The organism is Marinobacterium aestuarii, assembly GCF_001651805.1.
GTDB classification, from domain to species: Bacteria; Pseudomonadota; Gammaproteobacteria; order Pseudomonadales; family Balneatricaceae; genus Marinobacterium_A; species Marinobacterium_A aestuarii.
Genome location: NZ_CP015839.1, coordinates 1697579 through 1716949 on the forward strand (window position 1 = coordinate 1697579; position 19371 = coordinate 1716949).

The window sequence follows — 19371 nt, forward strand, 5'->3', positions numbered from 1 at the left end:
GAGGCGGGTGCCATCCCGGAGCTGACGCCGATGCGATCAGACCCCTGAGCGACTGCTGGAGTATCCAGGCGGGCCTTCGGGTCCGCCTTTTTTTTGCCCGTAACACGCCAGGCATTTTCGAGCCCTAGGCGCTGTCTGAAATCGACAAATTGAGAGACCCATATTATGGAACACACCGTACAGGACGAGCAGATGCAGTTGATTATTCAGCGCCTGCATAAATTACAGCATGACCTGAGCGAAGAAATTACCGGCCTGCGCGAGATGCTGGCGGAGGTGGGCGGCGACCGCGAGCAGTTCGATACCAGCGAGCGCAGCGACGCTCTGCAGCAGCGCAACATGGCCAAGGCCAACGTAATGCTGAGCGAGCGTCGTCTGCATCTGGTGGAAGCGGCGCTGCGGCGCATCGATGAAGGTGATGAGGACTTTGGCTACTGTCGCAGTTGTGATGCCAGTATTCCCTTTGCCCGCCTGAGCGTGCGGCCTGAATCGCCGTTATGCATGAGCTGCCAGCAGCAGCAGGAAGTGCGCTAGCCCTGGCGCAACGCACAGCCTGGCTCCCTGTGGGGTGCCGGCTATGGTGTGTGAGCGAGAGCGGCGTGCAGGTCCGTCGATGTTGTTGTCTGGCGCAGTCGGTATAATGCAGACAAAACAAGAGCCGCTCCCAGGGGCTTAGATACAACGGGACCCACGCATGAGCCATGAACTTTCCAATCTGCGCAAATTTGTCGCCCCCGAAATTCTCTTTGGCGCCGGTGCCCGCAAGACGGTCGGCAACTATGCGAGAACCTTCGGCGCGCGCAAGGTACTGTTGGTCTCCGATCCCGGCGTGCAGAAGGCAGGCTGGGTCGCGGATGTGGAACAGACATTGCGCGAGGCGCTGATCGACTACGTGGTGTTTACCGATGTCTCGCCCAACCCTCGCTCCGAGGAGGTGATGCGCGGTGCGGCCCTGTATGCGAGTGAGGGCTGCAACCTGATAGTGGCGGTGGGCGGTGGCAGCCCGATGGATTGCGCCAAGGGCATTGGTATTGTCAGCAGTCACGGCCGCCATATCCTGGAGTTCGAGGGCGTCGATACCCTGACGGTGCCGATTCCGCCACTGATCCTGATTCCCACCACCTCCGGCACCTCCGCCGATGTGTCCCAGTTCGCCATCATCAATGACGAATTCGAACGGGTGAAAATTTCCATCGTCAGCAAGTCCGTGGTACCGGATGTCTCGCTGATCGATCCCGAAACCACCATGACCATGGACCCGTTTCTGACCGCCTGTACCGGTGTGGATGCACTGGTGCACGCCATAGAGGCCTTTGTCTCTACCGGTTCAGGCCCCATGACCGACATGCATGCGCTGGATGCCATTCGCCTGATCAATGGCAACCTGGCGGATCTGATTCGCCACCCCGATGATCTGCGCCTGCGCGAGCAGGTCATGCTCGGCAGCATGAAGGCGGGGCTGGCATTCTCCAACGCGATTCTGGGCGCCGTGCATGCCATGTCCCACAGCCTGGGCGGTTATCTGGATCTGCCCCACGGCCTCTGCAACGCCATGCTGCTGGAGCATGTGATCGATTTCAATTACCGCGAAACGCCGGACAAGTTCAAGGTCATCGCCGACACCCTGGGGGTGGATGTGCGCGGCATGAACAGCAGCGAGATCCGCAAGCGTCTGATGCAGCGCGTCATCGGGCTCAAGCAGGAGGTGGGGCTCAAAGAGTCGCTTGGCGTCTTTGGGGTGAATGTGAGCGATATACCTTCGCTGTCGAAAAATGCCATCAAGGATCCCTGCATCCTGACCAACCCGCGCAAGTCCTCACGGCGGGATGTTGAGGTCATCTATGAAGAAGCGCTCTGATTCGGACAATGCCTCTGAGCAGAATCCGGCGACCTTCGAAGACCTGATCGGCCTTGGCAGTCAGTCGGCGCGCAAGAGTTACTACCCTGAACTCGAGCGCAAGATGCACGAGCTGGAGCAGGAGCGCAACCGCTACAAGTGGCTGTTCGAGAACGCCCTGCACGGCATTTTTCGCGCCGATATGACCGGTGGCGTGCTGGCGGCGAACCCGGCCATCGCCCGTCTCTGTGGCTATGATTCGCCCGCGCAGGTGATCGATCAGGTGCGTGACCTTGCCACCGAGCTGTTTGTTGATCCGGGGGAGTTGGCGGCGATACGCCAGATGCTGCTCGCCAGTCAGCGGCTTATCGGCTATGAAACCCGTCTGCGCTGCCGCAATGGCGGCACCGTGGATGTGGCCATGAATATCCTGCTCAAGCAGGTTGATGGCGGCGAAATTATCGAAGCCTTCGTGGCTGACTATACAGAGCGCAAGCGTGCCCGCGAGCGGCTACAGCAGCTTAATGCCGAGCTTGAGCAGCGGGTCGCCGAACGTACCGAAGAGCTGCTTGAGCTGAACGAGCAGCTGCGCCTGGCCCGTGATGCCGCCCATGAGGCTAACAAGAGCAAGGACAAGTACCTGGCGGCGGCCAGCCATGATTTGCTGCAGCCCATGAATGCGGCGCGCCTGCTGGTGTCCACGCTGCGCGAACGCGCGCTCGAAGGCCAGGACGGTTACCTGATTGAACGCGTGCATCTGGCGCTGGAGGGGGCCGAGGATCTGCTGACCGACCTGCTGGATATCTCCAGGCTTGACCAGAATGCGGTGCGACCGGATCTGGCCGAATTTTCCCTGCAGTCCATCCTGCAGCCGCTGGCCGCTGAGCTACAGCCGGTGGCCGCCAGCGAAGGGCTACAGCTGCGGCTGGCGCCCAGCCGGCTGAATATTCGCAGCGACAGTCGTCTGCTGACGCGCATTCTGCGCAATTTTCTCAGCAATGCACTGCGCTATACCGAGCGCGGCACTGTGTTGCTGGGAGTACGTAACCGCGGTGACCGGGTCAGCATTCAGGTGTGGGATAGCGGCGCAGGCATTGCTGACTCCAAACTCGAGGATATTTTCTGCGAATTTCACCAGCTGCCCGACCATCATGCCGGTGAGCGTCGCGGTGTGGGCCTTGGGCTGGCGATTGTGGATCGTATCGCACGGGTGCTGGAGCATCGCGTCGAGGTCCGCTCGAGCCTTGGCAAGGGCTCTATGTTCGCCATTGAAGTGCCGCGGGTGCCGGGGCAGGTAGCTGCTGCGGCGCCGGAGCAGCTAAGTGCGCCGCTGGACAGTCTGGCAGGCACTCGGGTGCTGGTGGTGGATAACGATGAGGGCGTGCTGTTGAGCATGTGTGCGCTGTTGGAACAGTGGGGCTGCGAGCTCAGTGTGGCGCGCGATTGCGAGGCTGCACTGGCGCTCTGTGTGCAGAATGGCGAAGAGGGCAGGGAAGCCGCCCCGCAGCTGCTGCTGGCGGACTATCATCTGGATCTGGGCCGTACCGGGCTTGAGGTGGTACAGGCGTTGCGCCAGCAACTGGGAACTGGTTTTCCGGCCGCCATGATCACGGCGGACCGTTCGGCCGATACTCTGCAGCTGTTTCGTGAGCAGGGCCTGCCGGTCCTGCCAAAGCCGGTGCGCCCCGGCAAGCTGCGGGCACTGCTGACCCACCTGCTGCAGCAGACTGAAAGGCCCCGCTAATACAAGGTCTGCTCAGGCAACCCGGTCGATCTCCTGCAGCATCTGCTGCACTTCAATGCCCACCTGTTGCAGGGCCCGGTCCTGCGCGGCCGAGGGCTTGTCCGAGAAATTCAGTCGCATGCAGTTGCGGTATTTGCCCGAGGCCGAGAACAGCACCCCCGGGCCTATGCGGATACCGTTGGGCTGCAGTCGGTCATTCAGCTGCAGGGTGTCGATATCCCCCGGCAGCTCGACCCAGAGCAGAAAGCCGCCCTGGGGGTAGCTGATCCGCGTGCCGGCGGGAAAGTAGCGCTCCACCGCGGCAATCATCTGGTCGCGCCCATCCAGGTATTGTGCCCGCATGCGTCTCAGGTGGCGTTCATAGCCACCCTTCTCGATAAACTCGGCCACCGCCAGCTGTGGCAGGGTGGAGCTGGCGGCGGTACCAACATATTTCATGTGCATGACCTGATCCCGGTAACGTCCGGGGGCCGCCCATCCCACCCGCAAGCCCGGTGCCAGTACCTTGGAAAAGGAGCTGCACAGCAGTACCCGGTCGTCGATATCAAACGACTTGATGGAGCGCGGGCGTGGAAACTGAAAGCTCAGATCACCGTAGATATCGTCCTCAATAATGGCGACGTCAAAGCGCTGGGCCAGGCTCACCAGCTGGCGTTTGCGCGTCTCCGGCATGGTGTAGCCCAGCGGATTGTTGCAGGTTGGAGTTACCTGGATGGCGCGGATCGGCCACTGTTCCAGAGCCAGTTCCAGGGCTTCAAGGCTGATGCCATTGACGGGGTCGGTGGGGATTTCCATGGCCTTGAGACCAAAGGCCTTGATCGCCTGCATGGAGCCAAAGAAACTGGGCGAGTCCACCGCCACCACATCGCCGGGCTGAGTGACGGCGCGAATGCTGGCCGAGAGTGCTTCCTGGCAGCCGGTGGTAATGACGATGTCATCGGGGTGCAGCTTGCAGCCGGCGTCGATACTCAGGCGCGCGACCTGCTGGCGCAACTCTGGCGAGCCCTGCAGGCTGTCGTAGGCGAAGCCGCGCAGACTGTCACCGCGCTTGCCCTCGGACAGAGCCCGCTGCAGCGGCTTGAGTGTCGTGGCGGTGATATCCGGCATGCCGCGGCCGAGTGACAGCACGCCGGGGGTTTCGCCGGAGCAGAGGAGGTCCAGTACATGTTCCCAGTGGGAGACTTCCAGTGGGCGCTGTGCCGGTCGGCTGATCTCCGGCAGCTGTGGGGTAGCGGGCCGCAGGCGCACATAGTAGCCGGATTTGGGCTTGGGCTGGGCCAGGCCCTGATCCTCCAGCAGCCGGTAGGCTTCCTGCACGGTGGCCACGCTGACCCCGTGCTCCCTGCTCAGGGCGCGAATGGAGGGCAGCCGGTCGCCGCAGCGATAAAAGCCCTGTTCGATGCGAGACCCCAGCTCAGTCGCAACCTGCTCATAGAGTTTCATTACAGATCCTGTGTGCTTATAAAGTATCAGTACAGATGCCAGTAAAATTAGCAGTACAGTCGTAATTTCTCAATATCTGTAATGGTTAATTAATATTTTATTGAATCTGTAATGGTTTTTGGGCTTTCGTTACTCTGTACAACATCAACAACGGGAGGACGAAACCATGTTAAGTATTGAACTGTTCCATCGCATCTGGAAAGCCCTGCGCCGTGCACAGCAACGCTACCATTCACGCCGCCAGCTGCTTGGGCTGGACGACCGCAGCCTCAAGGATATAGGCATCAGCCGGGCCGATGCCTATCTGGAAGGGCACAAGCGTTTCTGGGAAAAATGACCGCCGACCCAGGGCTCTGTCCTGCCGTGATAGAGCCCTGGCGCTGAACGAACCAACGAATACCGGCTGATTAACGAGTACCGGTGAATTAAAGAGGGCCGATAAAGATGCAAAAACTCAGCTTCCATACCCTGGATGTGTTTACCGACACGCCCTTTAGCGGCAACCCGCTGGCGGTATTTACCGATGCCGCCGAGCTGCCGACAGCCTTGATGCAGCAGATTGCCCGCGAACTGAATCTGTCTGAAACGGTGTTCGTTGGGCCGGCGATGGCGGGAAATCACTTTCAAACGCGCATTTTCACACCGGGCGGAGAGATTCCCTTTGCCGGCCATCCGACCATAGGCACGGCGTTATTGCTGTCACAGCTTGGGCTGCTTGCGCCGGATCAGCCGGACACACTGGTGCTTGAACAGCGCGTGGGGCCTGTGCCGGTGCAGATCGAAGCGACCGAATTAGGGCTTGTCGCGCGCCTGCGTACCGCAAAACTGCCAGAAATGTCGGCCAGTACCCTGAGCCGGGATGAGGCCGCTGTGCTGATCGGCTTGCAGTCTGAGCAGTTGGTGGCCCAGCCTGTGATTGCCAGCTGCGGTTTGCCGTTTCAGCTGTTGCAGGTTCGGGATCTGGCGGCGCTGGGGCAGGCGGCGCTGGATGTGGCGCACTGGCGCCGGTTGCTGGGCGATGGGCCTGTCTCCAATCTGTACTGCTTTTGCCTGCAAGAGGACACCGAGGCGGTACGTGCGCGCATGTTCGACCCCGCCAACAATATTCCGGAAGATCCCGCCACCGGATCCGCGGCGGCGGCCCTGGCGGGCTATCTTGCCGTGCAGGCCGCTACCCCTGGCACACACCGGCTGCGGATTGAGCAGGGTATCGAGATGGGACGGGCGAGTCTGATCCAGACCCGGGTCGAAATGGGGGCGGCGGGGGTCGAGGCCGTGTTTGTCGAAGGCCAGGCGCGGCGTATCAGCGAGGGGCATTTCCTGCTGGATTAAGTCACGGGGCCGGCGGTTTGGGTGCCGGTGTTTTTCCACCGCTCGCTTTGGGCAATGAAATACGCTCTGAAACTCGCTATGCTTCTAGTCTGTGCGCCAAGAAGAACAGCTGCAGTAGGAGCGCTTATGTTTCAGGAATTCCGCCATTTGAGAGTGCAGGAGGCGTCGGACGTCGACCACCTGCTCTCGCCCACCCAGGTCCGCCCGCAATCGACCCTGCGTAGCCCTGCGCTGGACGTCATGACCGACTTTGCCGAGACTGCCCCGGTCACCGTATCGGCGCAGATGAGTGTCGACGAGGCGCTGGACTGGATGAAGAGTCAGCATGTGCGCATGCTGTTTGTCGTCAATGAAAAGAACCAGTTCGCCGGTGTGATTACCGCGCGGGATATCGCAGGTTCCAGGGCCATGGTGTATGCCCAACAGCACGGTATTGCCCGCGCCGAAGTGCAGGTGTGCCACATTATGCTTGGCAGGGCACATATTCGTGGTCTGACATTCGAGCAGGTAGCCAATGCCACCATCGGTGACCTGATGCTCACCATGCAGGGGTCGGGCGACCAGCACGTTGTGGTGATTGATGAGGGCTATGCCGGCGTCAAGCGGGTGCGGGGGGTTATCTCGGCCAGCGATATTTCGCGTTTGCTCAAGGTCAGTTTTGAAGTCATGTACGAGGCAAAGACATTCGCCGAGATCGAAAAAATCGTCGCCCAGGGTGGAGAGCTCTGAGGGGCGGGCTGCTTTTTCAATCCGGGGCGAAAATGTTTGCGCCCTGATGTCATTGCTCTATACTCCGCGAAAATTCAGAAAAGAACCCGCGCTGATGCCATCACTGCGGGTTCTTTTTTATGGGTCCAGCCCAGCCTGCAGCATCCGATCTGCTCGCAGGTGATGTCTGGGGCCCCAACCACCGCATATTGAGAGGTGCTGCGCCTGATGAAGCTGCCAGAACATATCAGTCCCGAACAGTGGCTACGTGCGAAGGCGATTGCCGATAGCCGGGAGACCCCCTGCCTGGTGATTGATCTGGACAATATCCGCCAGAAATACACGCAGCTGGAGCAGGGTTTCGACTACGCCCGGGTGTTTTATGCGGTGAAGGCGAATCCGGCGGATGAAGTCATTGCGCTGCTGGCGCAGCTGGGGTCGAACTTCGACATTGCCTCGACCTATGAGCTGGACAAGGTCATGAAGCACGGCGTTGATCCCTCACGCATGAGCTTTGGCAATACCATCAAGAAAGCGCGCGATATCCGTTATTTCCATGACAAGGGTGTGCGGCTCTATGCGACGGATTCCGAGGCTGATCTGCGCAATATCGCGGCACAGGCGCCGGGATCTAAGGTTTATATTCGGGTGCTGACCGAAGGCTCCGAGGGCGCCGACTGGCCGCTGTCACGCAAGTTTGGCTGCAACCCGGAGATGGCGGTGGAGCTGGCGGTACTGGCGCGCGACCTTGGGCTGGTGCCCTGGGGCCTGTCCTTCCATGTAGGCTCGCAGCAGCGCGACATTGATGTCTGGGACGGTGCCATCGCCAAGGTCAAGGTGATCTTTGAGCGCCTGCAGGCAGAATATGGCATCGGCTTGAAAATGATCAACATGGGCGGCGGCTTTCCGGCCAGCTATCTGCATAAGGCCAACGAGTTCGCCGTCTATGTGCAGGAGATTACGCGTTTTCTGAAAGAGGATTTCGGTGACGATGTACCCGAGATCATTCTGGAGCCTGGGCGCTCGCTGGTGGGCGATGCCGGTATTCTGGTGTCTGAGGTGGTGCTGATTTCGCGCAAGTCCGCGACCGCGCTGGAGCGCTGGGTGTTTACCGATGTCGGCAAGTTCAACGGCCTGATAGAAACGCTGGACGAGGCCATCAAGTATCCACTGGCCAGCGAACGTGACGATGATCCTGCGGCGGAATTCGAAGAGGTGATTCTGGCGGGGCCCACCTGCGACAGCGTGGATATCATGTACGAAAGCTACCGCTACAAGTTGCCGCTGTCGCTGGAAATGGGGGATCGGCTGTACTGGTTCTCCACCGGGGCCTACACCACCAGTTACAGTTCGGTCGAGTTCAACGGCTTTCCGCCACTCAAGTACTACGTCGTCTAACGTGGGGTTCGAATTCAACCGCTGAAAAAAAGGGTGCCTTTATCAGGCACCCTTTTTTCGTTTTGGCCGGGTCAGGCTTCCAGGCGGATGATATCCGGATGCCCGGTCAGGGTATCGATCAGCTGCTGCATTTCGGTATCGGTGCCGATGCTGATGCGCAGGTGATTGTCGATCAGCGGGCGGCTGAAATGCCGCACCAGCAGGCCGTTGGCGCGCAGGTAGCCCATCAGTTCCGCTCCTTCCAGATAGCGGTGCTGGGCGAAAACGAAGTTGGTGCACGAGGGCAGTACGATAAAGCCCAGAGCCTGGAGTTCGTTGCAGGTCCATTCCCGGGTGGCGACGATGCGATCGGTGGTGCTGCGAAAGTAATCTTCATCTTTAATCGCGGCGACGCCTGCGCTGATGGCCAGCATGTCCAGTGGGTAGGAATTAAAGCTGTTCTTGACCCGCTCCAGCCCGTCGATAAGGTCCGGATGCCCGATGGCAAAGCCGATGCGCAGGCCCGCGAGGGAGCGTGATTTCGAAAAGGTCTGCACCACGAGCAGGTTGTCGTAGCGCTGCGTCAGGGCGACGGCGCTCTGGGCACCGAAATCAACGTAGGCTTCATCCACCACCACCACGGAGTCGGTATTGCGCGCCAGCAGGCGTTCGATTTCATCCAGTTCCAGCGTGCGGCCGGTGGGGGCGTTGGGGTTGGCGAAAATAATGCCGCCATTGGTCTGGCTGTAGTCATCCAGGCAGATACTGAAATCGGCCTGCAGCGGGACTTCCCTGTACTGAATGTCGTACAGGTTGCAGTAGACATCGTAAAAGCTGTAGCTGATGTTGGGCATCAGCAGCGGTGCCTTTTGGCGGAAGAATGCCATAAAGGTATGCGCCAGTACTTCATCGGAGCCATTGCCGACAAAGACGTTGTCCCGCGTAACGCCGTGGTAATCCGCCAGCGCCTGTTTTAGCGCCCGCGCATCGGGATCCGGATAGAGCCGAAGACGTTCGAGATCAAAGTCCTGCAGTGTCTGCATGACAAGCGGCGAGGGCGGATAGGGGTTTTCATTGGTATTCAGTTTGACGATCTGCTGCTCTTTCGGCTGCTCGCCTGGTACATAGGGAACCAGGTGCTGGATCGCTTCACTCCAGAATTTACTCATTGCGGTGCTTTCACAGGATGGGTTGAGAGGGCGCCGAGGCGATACAAAGAATGGCGCCTAGCATAGCAGCATTCTCGGATAGCCTCCTAGAGGCGGGTTAAAAGCTGCGTGTTCTGGGTCGAGGTCAGTAGCGAAAATGACAGGCGTTTAGACAGCGGATTGATATGAGGAAAGTCAGCCGACGTCCCACAGGCACCGGGGGCGCCGGCTGAGGATTGGGCCAGGCATGCCCTGTATCCAGGGCAGACCTGATCCGTGTTAGTAGATTCACAGGATGGATAAAAGTTCAGTATCGGGTGGGCAGCACAGATTTTTTGTTTTTTGGCGTTGTTCGAGGGCGTCGTTGCACTGTGCATGGTGTCGAGCTTTGGCGTCAGTTTGGTATAATGCGCGCCTGTTTAACTCTGCTCCGGGCTTACGCCCCGGATCGCAAGACGGAAATGATATGACTCAGATCGTTGTTTGTGCCCTGTACAAGTTTGCGACCCTGGAGGACTTTGAGTCCATGCGCCAGCCTCTGCACGATGTGATGGAGGCTCAGGGCGTGCGTGGCACCCTGCTGCTGGCCCGCGAGGGCGTCAATGGCACCGTGGCCGGTTCCCGTGCGGGGATCGATGCGGTGCTGACCTGGTTGCGCGCCGATGCGCGCCTGGCGAACCTTTCCCACAAGGAGTCCTACAGCGACGAGATGCCGTTTTACCGTACCAAGGTGAAACTGAAAAAAGAGATCGTCACCATGGGCGTCCAGGGCATAGACCCGCGCCAGGTTGTGGGCACCTATGTCAAAGCTGCGGACTGGAATAGCCTGATCGCGGATCCGGATGTGGTCGTAATCGACACCCGCAATGACTACGAGGTGCAGATCGGCACCTTTGAGCGCGCGCTGAACCCCCTGACCAAGACGTTTCGTGAGTTCCCGGATTTTGTGAAACAGAATCTGGATCCTGCCAGGCATCCAAAGGTTGCGATGTTCTGTACCGGCGGTATTCGCTGCGAGAAATCGACTGCCTACCTGAAGGAGCAGGGCTTTGAGGAGGTGTATCACCTGGAGGGTGGCATTCTCAAGTACCTGGAGGACGTGCCGCAGGAAGAGTCGCTGTGGCGGGGCGAGTGTTTTGTGTTTGATAACCGTGTCACGGTCAATCATGCGCTGGAGCGGGGCAGCTTTGAGCAGTGCCATGCCTGCCGTCTGCCCATTACCCAGGCGGACATGAACAGCGAGAAATACATGGCGGGGGTCAGCTGTCCGCATTGCTTTGATGAACTGTCCGATGAGCAGCGTGCGCGCTATGCGCAGCGTGAATTGCAAGTCAGGCTGGCCGAGCGGCGCGGTGAGGTCCACCTGGGCGCTGATGCCGCCAAGGCCATCAAGAAGCGCAAGGATGAGAAAAAGGCGCTGCGCGAGCGCCAGGCGCAGCGGCCTTCCTGAGGCCCAGCAAGGCCTCACAGTATCTCCATACAGCCGCGTAGTGAGGCGCTGCGCGCAGCTTTCCCCCGCCGGTTGTTCGACTCCGACCGGTACGGGTGTCTGGTTACCAGGCCCGCAATGCTGGTTTGGCTTGCAGTATCAGGCTCAGGAGAACTCGTTCTTTGCTGTCTTTAGATAGCGACATTCGTGTTGTGGCGAATCGGCGTACTCCTTACAATGGATTCTTCGCGCTGTTCCCACATACACACGGGACTCTTTGCGGTTGGATAATCACAAGTACCTGAACAAGCGTCGCTGGCTGCGGGAATTTTTACTCAGTTGCCTGATTTTGCTGATAATTTTTTATGTTGTCAGCCGGTTGGACCTGAGTGAAAAACTGTATGCCTTCAGCCGTGCCTATGAAGCTATTGACCTCGATGAGATGCTGTTCTCGCTGGGGCTGTTTCTGCCTATCTATATAGTGATCTTCGCGGTGCGCCGTTTTGGCGAACTGACTATCCTGGTGCGCGAAAGCTCGACCGACGGTCTGACCGGGTTGATCAACCACCGTCGTATACAGGCGCTACTGGCACAGGAAATCAGCCGAGCACAGCGTTTTCAGCGCCCACTGTCGGTGATTCTGTTTGATATCGACAACTTCAAGCAGGTGAATGACAGCCATGGTCATCCGGTTGGAGATGCGGTGCTGCGCCAGGTGGCGTCGTTGATGTCGGCGGCGGTGCGCGAAGTGGATTTCCTGGCCCGTACCGGCGGGGAGGAGTTCATGCTGATCGCCACTGAAACCGACGGCGCTCTGGCGCAGGAAGTGGCGGAGCGACTGCGGCAGATCTTCTGCGAGGCGGATTTTGGGATCGGCCGTCCGGTTACCGCCAGTTTTGGTGTGTCGCAGCTGCGCAGCAAGGAGACAGCAAGTGCCTTGCTGCAGCGTGCGGATGAGCGGCTCTATTGGTCAAAGCGTGAGGGCCGCAACCGTGTGAGTGGCCTTGCCGCGCGCTTTGCTGGCTCGGACAATAGCTGAGCGGGGTCTGCCTGGCGACAGACCTGCTCTGGGCTGTGTCTATTCCTGCTCCAGTGCTTCACGGATGGTCTGAATAACGCGCGTCGGCAAACGGCGCAAAGTCAGTGTCTGCCCCTGTTCGTCGAACAAAATGTCCCGATCCGAGCCCTGGGCCCCCAGGGAGCGGCGGGCAAAGTCCAGTTGCCAGTTATCCGATTTGGTTTTGACCTTGCTCAGGGCTTTCAGGGTGCCGCGGTGTGGCTGAAATTCCTGACTGACCTGGTAGGGTTCGGTATTGGCAAACTCGCCGAAGGTTGTTCCCGGTGCCGGATCTTCGCTGGGTGGGATATAGGCATCGAACAAGCGCTCTACCTCATTCAGCGACGCATGGCGCTGCTCGCCACGCTGTTGCTCCAGATAGCTGACGACGTCTTCCACCACTTCATCCTTGCGTTCGTGCAACGCATTCTGATTGCAGAAATCACGGGTGGCGCGGATCAGTTCGCGGGTGCTCTGGCTCGCAGGAATAGCCTGACTGCAGCCCAGGGCGCCGGGGAAGTCCTGGCCGATGCTGCCACTGCGTTTGCCGGGCACAAAACTCAGGTAACTGTCCTGGCTGCGGCCCAGGCGGGTGAGGTTGATGCGCAGTGCCTGCACCAGCCGCTCAGCCGCCAGCACCTGGGCCTGGATGGGCTGCAGGTTGGCGTCCAGGCTCAGACGGGTCTCGTGCTCTACCAGGGCGAGCAGCAGGTACTGATAGCGATCACTTTGATACAGCAGGAAGATGACCTGGCTGTCACAGGCATCGGCTGGCTGGTCGGGTTGCGCGCTTTGCAGTAGCGCCGCCAGACTGGCATCGGCCAGTGCCTCCAGATCTGCATCACTGGCACTGTCGCCGGTCAGGGGTAGCAGTGCGGTCGCGAAGGGGTGTTCGTACAGTGTATCGTCGCTGAAGGCACCGTGGGTCAGGGCCGAACGGCGGCCAAAACTGCCGGTAACGGCTTCAAACAGTTGCTGTACCAGCGGAGCCTGCGGATCAAGCGCAGTCAGCTCGCCTGCGGCGCGGGTCAGTGATCGGATAGCGACTTTCTGTAATTCCATGGGAGTTCCGGCTGGGCTTCAGACCGGTGAATTTTACGACAAACAGAGCCCTGGGGGCGAGCCTGATTCGGCAATAGCGAAGGATAGGTGTCCTGTACGCGCCTGGCACAAGCGTGCAGTACACTAGGGGATGAGTGGCATGCAGGTGACTGCAAGGGGCAGCGCAAGGTGCACGAGAACTGATCGCTGAGGGGGAATGACTCGCTGGAGAAAGGCCTCGGCTGTATAGATCAGACAACTCCCGTGCCTAACAATCATAGTCGAAACAACGTCTGGGCGGTGGGAGAGTCGGTTTGGTGGCACGGGGAAGCATTGCTTCAAGAGTACGGCGGAACATCCAGAGGGCTATCCGCGAGGCGGTGCACTGATCGGCAACAGGCAAAGAGCGGGTACCGGGGTAACCGCGCGTGAAGGCTCCGCTGCCGGGGCAGCGGATGCAGGCTCACTCGTACAGGCTGTCTTCGTAGCCGCTGCTTATTTGACGTGCCAGAAGGCGCTCTTCCATGCGTTCTTCTATCTGACGACGTTTCTTGCTGTTGTAGCTAATCTTCTTGCCCCGGGTGCTTGTGTCCCGGTCTTCAAAGTCGTCATCCCAGTCTTCGATATCGTCCGCAGGGACTTGATCGACACGAATTTTGGTGCCCATCGGCTCTCGTTCTCACATCTCAGGTTGAAATCAAACAGGGACAGAGCCCCGCCGGTTGAAAAATCATGGCGCTGGTGTGCCAATAGGTTTGCTCGCAGGGGTAGCGCCTGCCGGATTACGGCCATTTGGGGCTTGACAAGCTGCCGCGCGGTTCATTTTGCGAATATATAGCAGCTTTTGGCGTTGGGTAAAGTGAATTCTTTGGCGGCAGGGCATTTTGTTGCCACAGCGCCGAGACGTCGCGCTGGCAGGGGCTGCAGGCAGGTTCGATTTATTTGGGTGCGGGCGGATGTAGTCTGCTGGTTCGTTTGATGCGGACAAAGCGGAACGGAACCGGCACGGGTCGGTTCCCGGGACTGACGTCTGTTAGCTGGCAGCTGTACAGGGAGGCTTAATCGTCGTCAAACGCATCTTCTATCTGCTGTCTCAGGGCGCGTTCTTCGAGCAGTTGCTCGATGCGGCGCCGTGCAGCCGGGTCGATGGTTTTACGTTTTTCGGGGGCGTCTTCCTTGATCTCCGGTTCGGAGTCCCAGTCCACGACATCATCGTCGTCTGTCATGTCGCTGCTGTTGTGTTTTTTGCTCATAGATCTGTTCTCGACATCTGTCCGCGCATTACCTTGCTGAGAATCCGGATGACGCTGTATCTGTCCTGGTATATGACAGCGCCTTACACCCAGAGCCTGCTTTGCAGCACAGCCTGTGCGTAACTCCCTAACTAGTATGGAACAGATATTAGAGCTTGGTGCAGTGATTTTGCAACGGTAAAAAGCAGCTGCCTGTAACCGCTTAGGCTGCGGCGCTTACAGGCAGATTTGGTGTGCTAACGCGGGCTGAAAGTCAGGTAGGGGAACAGCTGTGCCAGTACCCCTGCGATCGCATCACGCTGGCCGCGGCTGTCAAACATCAGCACCGCATCGCCCTCGGAAAAATAGGCGCCCAGCAATGCTGGCAGGCGCGTGCCCGGCTTGAACGCCGAGCTGTTGGTAAGGCCGTTGCATTCGAAAGAGCCTGGGCGTATTGGATCATAGGCCCAGCGGCCGGTACTCCAGCTGGGGGCCTGGGCGGCGTTGACGGCAAAGCACAGGCGTGCCGGGCGCAGAATCAGCGCAAAACGCTGGCCGATCATAGAGTCCTGAACACGCAGGGAGGTGGCCGTGGCATTGCGACTCAGGCTCCAGGCGACGAAGCCGCTATCGCCACTGTCATTGTCAAATACCATCATCAGCCTGTCTTGCTGGGTTGACCAGCGATTCTCACGGAACTGGTACTCACGGGCCAGGGTGGCGGCATGCTGGCCGCTGTACAGCACCTGGCGCTGATAGTCATCGACAAAGCTGCGGGCCAGCTCGCCGGGATCGGCTCGCAAGGCCGTGATCTGAGGGCGTACCTTGTCGGGGAAAATGTCGGTCTGACGCGGTGCCGGCTCCGGCGGCGGGGTAACAACGGACGGTGGTGGCGTGCTGCTGCAGCCAGCGAGCAGCAGGGCAGGCAAAAACAGGCGAAAGTTGGGCAGGTGCATGCGGGGTCTCTGTCCTTTGGCTGAAAATTATCCTGAAGGGGGTATTGTATGCGAGTTTTTTGCCACTGGCAGGCCGTGCCCGAGTGGCCGGGGATAGGGTGCAAGACGCCCGGGCGTTGCTCTTATGCATAATGACATACGGGTTGCTGGCTCCCGTAACCGGCTTTGCAGGCTAAAATAGTATGCTGATCTGCATGAGCAGCTTCAGCAGTCTCGTCTGAACAGGAAGGGTCGCGTGTCGACAAAATACCTAAAGCGATTTTTCAAACCGGACTCCATTGCTGTCTTTGGTGCCTCGGAGCGCGATGACAGCATGGGTGGCGTTGTGCTGCAGAATCTGCTTGACGGTGGTTACCAGGGTGAACTGATTGTCGTCAACGCCCAGGGCTACGAGACGGTAAGGGGTGTGCCCTGTGTCAAGAGTGTCAGTGAGCTGGCGAAGATGCCGGATCTGGCCATTATCTGCTCGCCGCCCCAGACCGTTGCCGACATTATCCGCAAGCTTGGTGCCCATATGGTCAAGGCGGCGCTGATTCTTACCGGTGGCCTGTCGATTCGAGACAGCAAGACCGAGCGTACCTTGCATGAGGAAGTGCTGGACGCCGCGCATCCCTATGGCATCCGCATCCTGGGGCCGGACTGCATGGGTTTGCTGGTGCCGGGGTCCCGCATGAATGCCAGTTATTCCCACGTTAATATCAGTCACGGCAAGGTGGCGTACGTGGGTCAGTCGGGGCTGATTGGCACCGCCATGATTGACTGGGCAAACGGGCAGGAGATTGGTTTTTCCCACTTTCTGACCCTGGGTGAAAGTGTTGATGTTGATATTCCCGCAGTGATCGATTATCTGGCCAAGGACCCTCACACCCACGCCATTTTGCTGCAGATGGATCGCATGACCGGTTCTGCACGGGACTTTCTCTCGGCGTTACGCGCCGCATCACGCAACAAGCTGGTGCTGGTGCTCAAGTCCGATGTGGTGCAGGATGCCGAGCACTGCGCTCGCCTGGCGCCCGGTGTCAGCGATGAAGACCTTGTGTATGACGCTGCGCTGCGCCGTGCCGGTGTGCTGCGGGTCGAAACCTCGGATCAGCTGTTCCATGCTCTGGAAACCCTTTCGCGCATGAAGCCCATGCGTGGCGAGCGGCTGGCCATTGTGTCCAATGGCATGGGGCCCAATGCACTGGCAACCGACCGCTTGCTGCGCGGTCGTGGCCAGTTGGCGCCGTTGTCAGAGGCCAGTTGTGAGGCGTTAGCGGCATTGCTACCCGATGGCTGGAACCGGGGCAATCCTGTGGATCTAAATGCCGACGCCACGCCCGAGCGCTTTGCCAGAGCGCTGCGTATCCTGGTCGCCGACGCCGCAGTGGATACGGTGCTGGTGATACATGCGCCGACCCATCCTGCGCCGGGTGCCGAGACCGCCCGGGCGGTGATAGAGGTTGCCCGGGGAACGCCACGCAACGTGCTCAGTTGCTGGATGGGCCGGGCCACGGCCATTGCCGCCCGCAATCATTTCAATACCGCCGGCATCGCCACCTTCATTACCCCTGAAGAGGCGGTTGATGCCTTCCTGCAGATGGTGCGCTACAGGCACAATCAGGACGTCATGCGCCAGACGCCGGCGCCTTTTCTGCAGCAGAACAGCCAGAATCACATCCAGGCGCGTAATCTGGTGGCCCAGGCGCTGGAAGCAGGGCGGGGGTTTCTGCACCATGCCCAGGCCTGTGAATTACTGGATCTGTACGGCGTGCCGGTGTCCCATTCGTACTATGCCGATTCGGTTGAAGGCGTGGTGGAGGTGGCCAAGCAGCTGGGCGGATCCGTGGCCGTGCGGGCGCTGCACTGTGAGAATGTCTACCCGTTCAGCTATGACGACAAGGTGCGCCAGCGCTGGCGCGATCTGGCGCTGGATCTGTACTCGGTCAGTGAGGTGCGCCATGCCGTGACTCGGCTTGAGTACCGCGTGCGTGAGCGCTTCAGTGATGATCAGGTGATGGGGTTTTGCGTGCAGCAGATGAAGCGTGGCTTTCAGTCGCTGCAGATCAACGTGGGCATTACCCGCGACCCCATCTTCGGGCCGCTGCTGCTGTTTGGCACAGGGGGTTATACGGTGGATGTGCTGGCGGATCGACAGCTGATGCTGCCACCGCTGAATCAGGCGCTGGCCCGTACCCTGGTGCAGCGCTCGCGGGTGTACGACATCATCTGTGAAAACAGCTATCAGGTTGAACGCGATGTCGATCAATTGTGCGATCTGCTGATCAAGTTGTCGGAAATGGTGGTGGATCTGCCTAATATCGCCGGGCTGGAAATTAACCCGCTGCTGCTCAACAAGCGCGGTCTGCTGGCGGTGGATGTGGCCGTGTCGGTGGCCGAGCCTGTGCGCCTGGCCATATCGCCGTACCCCGAGCATCTGACCGAGACGATTCGTCTGCGTCGCTCTGGCCGCAAGGCTGTGCTGCGCGCCATTCGAGGTGAAGATGAACCCGATCATCTGGAGTTTTACAATCATCTCAGCCCTGAATCTATCCGCATGCGCTATTTCTACAGCCGTGGTGTGCCGACGCACCAGGAGCTGGCCAACTGGACCCAGATTGATTATGACCGCGAAATGGCCTTTGTGGTGTCGGCACCGCGGGAAAACGGCGCCGGCAACGAGACCCTGGCCGTGGTGCGGGCGGTGACGGATGCGGATAATGTGCGCAGCGAGTTCTCCATTGTTATTCGGGACGATCTGCAGGGGGAGGGTGTCGGGGCTGTGCTGATGCACAAGCTGATCGACTACTGTCGCAGTCGGGGGACGCTGCAGCTGTATGGCTCGACCCTGCCGGTTAACCGGGGCATGCAGACCCTGGCCCGAAAGCTGGGTTTCAAGGTGCGTTTCAATGCCGAAGAGGATGTGGTCGAGATGGTCATGATGCTGAATGAGGCGACCGAGGAATGGCAGATGTACCGGTTGCAGTCATGAGTCTGGAGACCGCCCTGGCGCGCGATGGCGCCGAGGCCGATGTCAGCGCAGAACCTCTCACGGATGCCGAGCGTATCTGGCAGGTGGTGGCACGCATCCCCAGTGGGCGGGTCTGCAGCTACGGTCAGGTGGCCGAGCTGGCGGGCCTTGTGCGTCGGGCGCGCCTGGTGGGGCGTATTCTCAGCCGGCTGCCGGAGGGCAGTCGATTGCCGTGGCACCGGGTGGTGAACGCCAGGGGCGAACTGTCGTTGCCGGCGCAGAGTGAAGGTGCGCGGCTGCAACGCAGTCGGCTTGAATCCGAGGGTATCTGTTTTCTGCGTGGACGCATTTCGCTGGCGCACTACCGCTGGGATGGCGAAGGCTGAGCCGTTACGGGGCAGGCGGTTTTTTTGGCGGGCGACTAAACCTGGGCGCAGTAAAGTTCGTGCAGGGTTTCAATCAGCCGTTGTGCCTTTAACGGTTAGCCTGCGGGAGTCTCGACGGGTGTCTCAGGCTGTGCTCTGAAGGCCTCCAATCCCTGCACGACCAGGCTGTAGGTCGCGTCTATGGCGCTGGCAATATTGCCCTCAAGTACGGCCTGACCCTTTAGAATGTCACGCGCCTGGGCAAAGCCCTGGTCGATGCCGCCCTGTATCAGGTCGGCGAAGCTGAGGCGGGCGTCGCCCGCGTTCAGTTCCGGGTGCTGGCTCTGATAGGACGCGAAAAAGGCCGTCGAGCGGCTCAGGATGCGCGCGGCTGTGGCTTCGGGGCTGACATCCAGCTCTGCGGCATAGGCGGTCTGAATCGCTGAGTCGCCAAGGTCCGTCTGCAGTGCTTCATTGAGTGCGCCTATAACGCTGCGATACAGCGCCTCCATGGGCTGGCTGCCCACAGTGATACTGACCTTGAGTGAAGCTTCGAGAATCGCTTCGTTGCGCGCCTGGCTATGATCGGCGGGCGTGAGCTGCTTGTCGCTACGGGCCGCTTGAGAAACCGCTGTGCCCAGGCCGCCGGCGGGACGGTCTTGGGCTCTGGCGCGGGCGGAGACCTGTCGGCCGAAGTTGTCGGGTTTTATGTCCATGGCGGATCAGGCTCCCAGCGTTAGTGGATGCCCTGA

18 protein-coding genes are annotated in these 19371 nt (G+C 59.7%); 11 read left to right on the forward strand and 7 right to left on the reverse strand.

All coding sequences use genetic code 11. The features are described 5' to 3' along the window. Positions 1 to 165: 165 nt before the first annotated feature. The 3 genes from A8C75_RS07570 to A8C75_RS07580 all read left to right on the forward strand — a co-directional run bounded on the left by A8C75_RS07570 (position 166) and on the right by A8C75_RS07580 (position 3581). Positions 166 to 534 carry a TraR/DksA family transcriptional regulator gene (locus A8C75_RS07570; protein ID WP_067380224.1) on the forward strand — a complete coding sequence of 123 codons (369 nt, stop codon included), beginning with the start codon at positions 166 to 168 and terminating at the stop codon, positions 532 to 534. A 160-nt stretch (positions 535 to 694) separates the two neighbouring features. Next, a complete protein-coding gene (gene ercA, locus A8C75_RS07575) occupies positions 695 to 1858 on the forward strand; it encodes an alcohol dehydrogenase-like regulatory protein ErcA (RefSeq protein WP_067380228.1) in 1164 nt (387 codons plus the stop codon). After that, complete coding sequence (locus tag A8C75_RS07580) at positions 1842 to 3581, forward strand: hybrid sensor histidine kinase/response regulator (RefSeq protein ID WP_067380230.1); 1740 nt, start codon at positions 1842 to 1844, stop codon at positions 3579 to 3581. Before ercA ends, A8C75_RS07580 begins: the two co-directional genes overlap by 17 nt. A 12-nt stretch (positions 3582 to 3593) precedes the next feature. Here A8C75_RS07580 and A8C75_RS07585 read toward each other — a convergent pair whose 3' ends face one another. Further along, positions 3594 to 5024, reverse strand: a complete 1431-nt coding sequence (locus tag A8C75_RS07585; protein ID WP_067380233.1) for an aminotransferase-like domain-containing protein — start codon at positions 5022 to 5024, stop codon at positions 3594 to 3596. Positions 5025 to 5190: 166 nt separating this feature from the next. On the opposite strand from A8C75_RS07585, the gene A8C75_RS07590 reads away from it, so the two are divergent. The 4 genes from A8C75_RS07590 to A8C75_RS07605 all read left to right on the forward strand — a co-directional run bounded on the left by A8C75_RS07590 (position 5191) and on the right by A8C75_RS07605 (position 8462). Beyond that, positions 5191 to 5361 carry a DUF1127 domain-containing protein gene (locus tag A8C75_RS07590; RefSeq protein ID WP_067380236.1) on the forward strand — a complete coding sequence of 57 codons (171 nt, stop codon included), beginning with the start codon at positions 5191 to 5193 and terminating at the stop codon, positions 5359 to 5361. A 107-nt stretch (positions 5362 to 5468) separates the two neighbouring features. Further along, on the forward strand, positions 5469 to 6356 hold the full coding sequence (locus A8C75_RS07595) for a PhzF family phenazine biosynthesis protein (protein ID WP_067380239.1): 888 nt from the start codon (positions 5469 to 5471) through the stop codon (positions 6354 to 6356). 126 nt (positions 6357 to 6482) lie between these two features. Next, positions 6483 to 7085, forward strand: coding sequence for a CBS domain-containing protein (locus tag A8C75_RS07600; protein ID WP_067380242.1), 603 nt, complete (start codon positions 6483 to 6485; stop codon positions 7083 to 7085). Between the two features lie 207 nt (positions 7086 to 7292). Further along, the gene (locus A8C75_RS07605; RefSeq protein ID WP_067387075.1) at positions 7293 to 8462 is read left to right on the forward strand and encodes a type III PLP-dependent enzyme; all 1170 of its coding nucleotides are present in this window, start codon (positions 7293 to 7295) and stop codon (positions 8460 to 8462) included. Positions 8463 to 8533: 71 nt separating this feature from the next. Here A8C75_RS07605 and hisC read toward each other — a convergent pair whose 3' ends face one another. Next, entirely contained in the window at positions 8534 to 9610 is a 1077-nt protein-coding gene (gene hisC / locus A8C75_RS07610) for a histidinol-phosphate transaminase (protein WP_067380245.1), read from the reverse strand. 445 nt (positions 9611 to 10055) lie between these two features. Between hisC and trhO the strand changes: the two genes are divergently transcribed. Both trhO and A8C75_RS07620 read left to right on the forward strand, forming a co-directional pair. Next, a complete protein-coding gene (gene trhO / locus A8C75_RS07615) occupies positions 10056 to 11039 on the forward strand; it encodes an oxygen-dependent tRNA uridine(34) hydroxylase TrhO (protein WP_067380248.1) in 984 nt (327 codons plus the stop codon). A 262-nt stretch (positions 11040 to 11301) separates the two neighbouring features. Further along, the gene (locus tag A8C75_RS07620) at positions 11302 to 12057 is read left to right on the forward strand and encodes a GGDEF domain-containing protein (protein WP_067380252.1); all 756 of its coding nucleotides are present in this window, start codon (positions 11302 to 11304) and stop codon (positions 12055 to 12057) included. 39 nt (positions 12058 to 12096) lie between these two features. Here the strand turns inward: A8C75_RS07620 and A8C75_RS07625 are convergent, their stop codons facing one another. From A8C75_RS07625 to A8C75_RS07640, 4 genes are all read right to left on the reverse strand, one after another. Continuing rightward, a complete protein-coding gene (locus tag A8C75_RS07625; protein ID WP_067380255.1) occupies positions 12097 to 13137 on the reverse strand; it encodes a nucleoid-associated protein in 1041 nt (346 codons plus the stop codon). A gap of 442 nt (positions 13138 to 13579) precedes the next feature. Next, the gene (locus tag A8C75_RS07630; RefSeq protein ID WP_067380258.1) at positions 13580 to 13783 is read right to left on the reverse strand and encodes a PA3496 family putative envelope integrity protein; all 204 of its coding nucleotides are present in this window, start codon (positions 13781 to 13783) and stop codon (positions 13580 to 13582) included. A 391-nt stretch (positions 13784 to 14174) separates the two neighbouring features. Further along, a complete protein-coding gene (locus A8C75_RS07635) occupies positions 14175 to 14369 on the reverse strand; it encodes a PA3496 family putative envelope integrity protein (protein WP_067380261.1) in 195 nt (64 codons plus the stop codon). Between the two features lie 236 nt (positions 14370 to 14605). Then, positions 14606 to 15304 carry a hypothetical protein gene (locus A8C75_RS07640; RefSeq protein ID WP_067380264.1) on the reverse strand — a complete coding sequence of 233 codons (699 nt, stop codon included), beginning with the start codon at positions 15302 to 15304 and terminating at the stop codon, positions 14606 to 14608. 235 nt (positions 15305 to 15539) lie between these two features. On the opposite strand from A8C75_RS07640, the gene A8C75_RS07645 reads away from it, so the two are divergent. Both A8C75_RS07645 and A8C75_RS07650 read left to right on the forward strand, forming a co-directional pair. Further along, on the forward strand, positions 15540 to 18275 hold the full coding sequence (locus A8C75_RS07645; protein WP_067380266.1) for a bifunctional acetate--CoA ligase family protein/GNAT family N-acetyltransferase: 2736 nt from the start codon (positions 15540 to 15542) through the stop codon (positions 18273 to 18275). After that, positions 18248 to 18640, forward strand: a complete 393-nt coding sequence (locus A8C75_RS07650) for an MGMT family protein (protein ID WP_227819857.1) — start codon at positions 18248 to 18250, stop codon at positions 18638 to 18640. The genes A8C75_RS07645 and A8C75_RS07650 overlap by 28 nt, the downstream gene beginning before the upstream one ends. A 95-nt stretch (positions 18641 to 18735) precedes the next feature. Here the strand turns inward: A8C75_RS07650 and A8C75_RS07655 are convergent, their stop codons facing one another. Next, the gene (locus tag A8C75_RS07655; protein ID WP_067380272.1) at positions 18736 to 19335 is read right to left on the reverse strand and encodes a DUF5610 domain-containing protein; all 600 of its coding nucleotides are present in this window, start codon (positions 19333 to 19335) and stop codon (positions 18736 to 18738) included. Between the last annotated feature and the right edge of the window lie 36 nt (positions 19336 to 19371).

Bases quoted from the DNA above. Each gene is read 5' to 3' on its own strand.
- trhO (WP_067380248.1), top strand. From the start codon at position 10,056: ATGACTCAGATCGTTGTTTGTGCCCTGTACAAGTTTGCGACCCTGGAG.
- A8C75_RS07585 (WP_067380233.1), bottom strand. From the start codon at position 5,024: ATGAAACTCTATGAGCAGGTTGCGACTGAGCTGGGGTCTCGCATCGAA.
- A8C75_RS07625 (WP_067380255.1), bottom strand. From the start codon at position 13,137: ATGGAATTACAGAAAGTCGCTATCCGATCACTGACCCGCGCCGCAGGC.
- A8C75_RS07630 (WP_067380258.1), bottom strand. From the start codon at position 13,783: ATGGGCACCAAAATTCGTGTCGATCAAGTCCCTGCGGACGATATCGAA.
- A8C75_RS07640 (WP_067380264.1), bottom strand. From the start codon at position 15,304: ATGCACCTGCCCAACTTTCGCCTGTTTTTGCCTGCCCTGCTGCTCGCT.
- A8C75_RS07595 (WP_067380239.1), top strand. From the start codon at position 5,469: ATGCAAAAACTCAGCTTCCATACCCTGGATGTGTTTACCGACACGCCC.
- ercA (WP_067380228.1), top strand. From the start codon at position 695: ATGAGCCATGAACTTTCCAATCTGCGCAAATTTGTCGCCCCCGAAATT.
- hisC (WP_067380245.1), bottom strand. From the start codon at position 9,610: ATGAGTAAATTCTGGAGTGAAGCGATCCAGCACCTGGTTCCCTATGTA.
- A8C75_RS07650 (WP_227819857.1), top strand. From the start codon at position 18,248: ATGGCAGATGTACCGGTTGCAGTCATGAGTCTGGAGACCGCCCTGGCG.
- A8C75_RS07570 (WP_067380224.1), top strand. From the start codon at position 166: ATGGAACACACCGTACAGGACGAGCAGATGCAGTTGATTATTCAGCGC.
- A8C75_RS07580 (WP_067380230.1), top strand. From the start codon at position 1,842: ATGAAGAAGCGCTCTGATTCGGACAATGCCTCTGAGCAGAATCCGGCG.
- A8C75_RS07605 (WP_067387075.1), top strand. From the start codon at position 7,293: ATGAAGCTGCCAGAACATATCAGTCCCGAACAGTGGCTACGTGCGAAG.
- A8C75_RS07600 (WP_067380242.1), top strand. From the start codon at position 6,483: ATGTTTCAGGAATTCCGCCATTTGAGAGTGCAGGAGGCGTCGGACGTC.
- A8C75_RS07655 (WP_067380272.1), bottom strand. From the start codon at position 19,335: ATGGACATAAAACCCGACAACTTCGGCCGACAGGTCTCCGCCCGCGCC.
- A8C75_RS07635 (WP_067380261.1), bottom strand. From the start codon at position 14,369: ATGAGCAAAAAACACAACAGCAGCGACATGACAGACGACGATGATGTC.
- A8C75_RS07590 (WP_067380236.1), top strand. From the start codon at position 5,191: ATGTTAAGTATTGAACTGTTCCATCGCATCTGGAAAGCCCTGCGCCGT.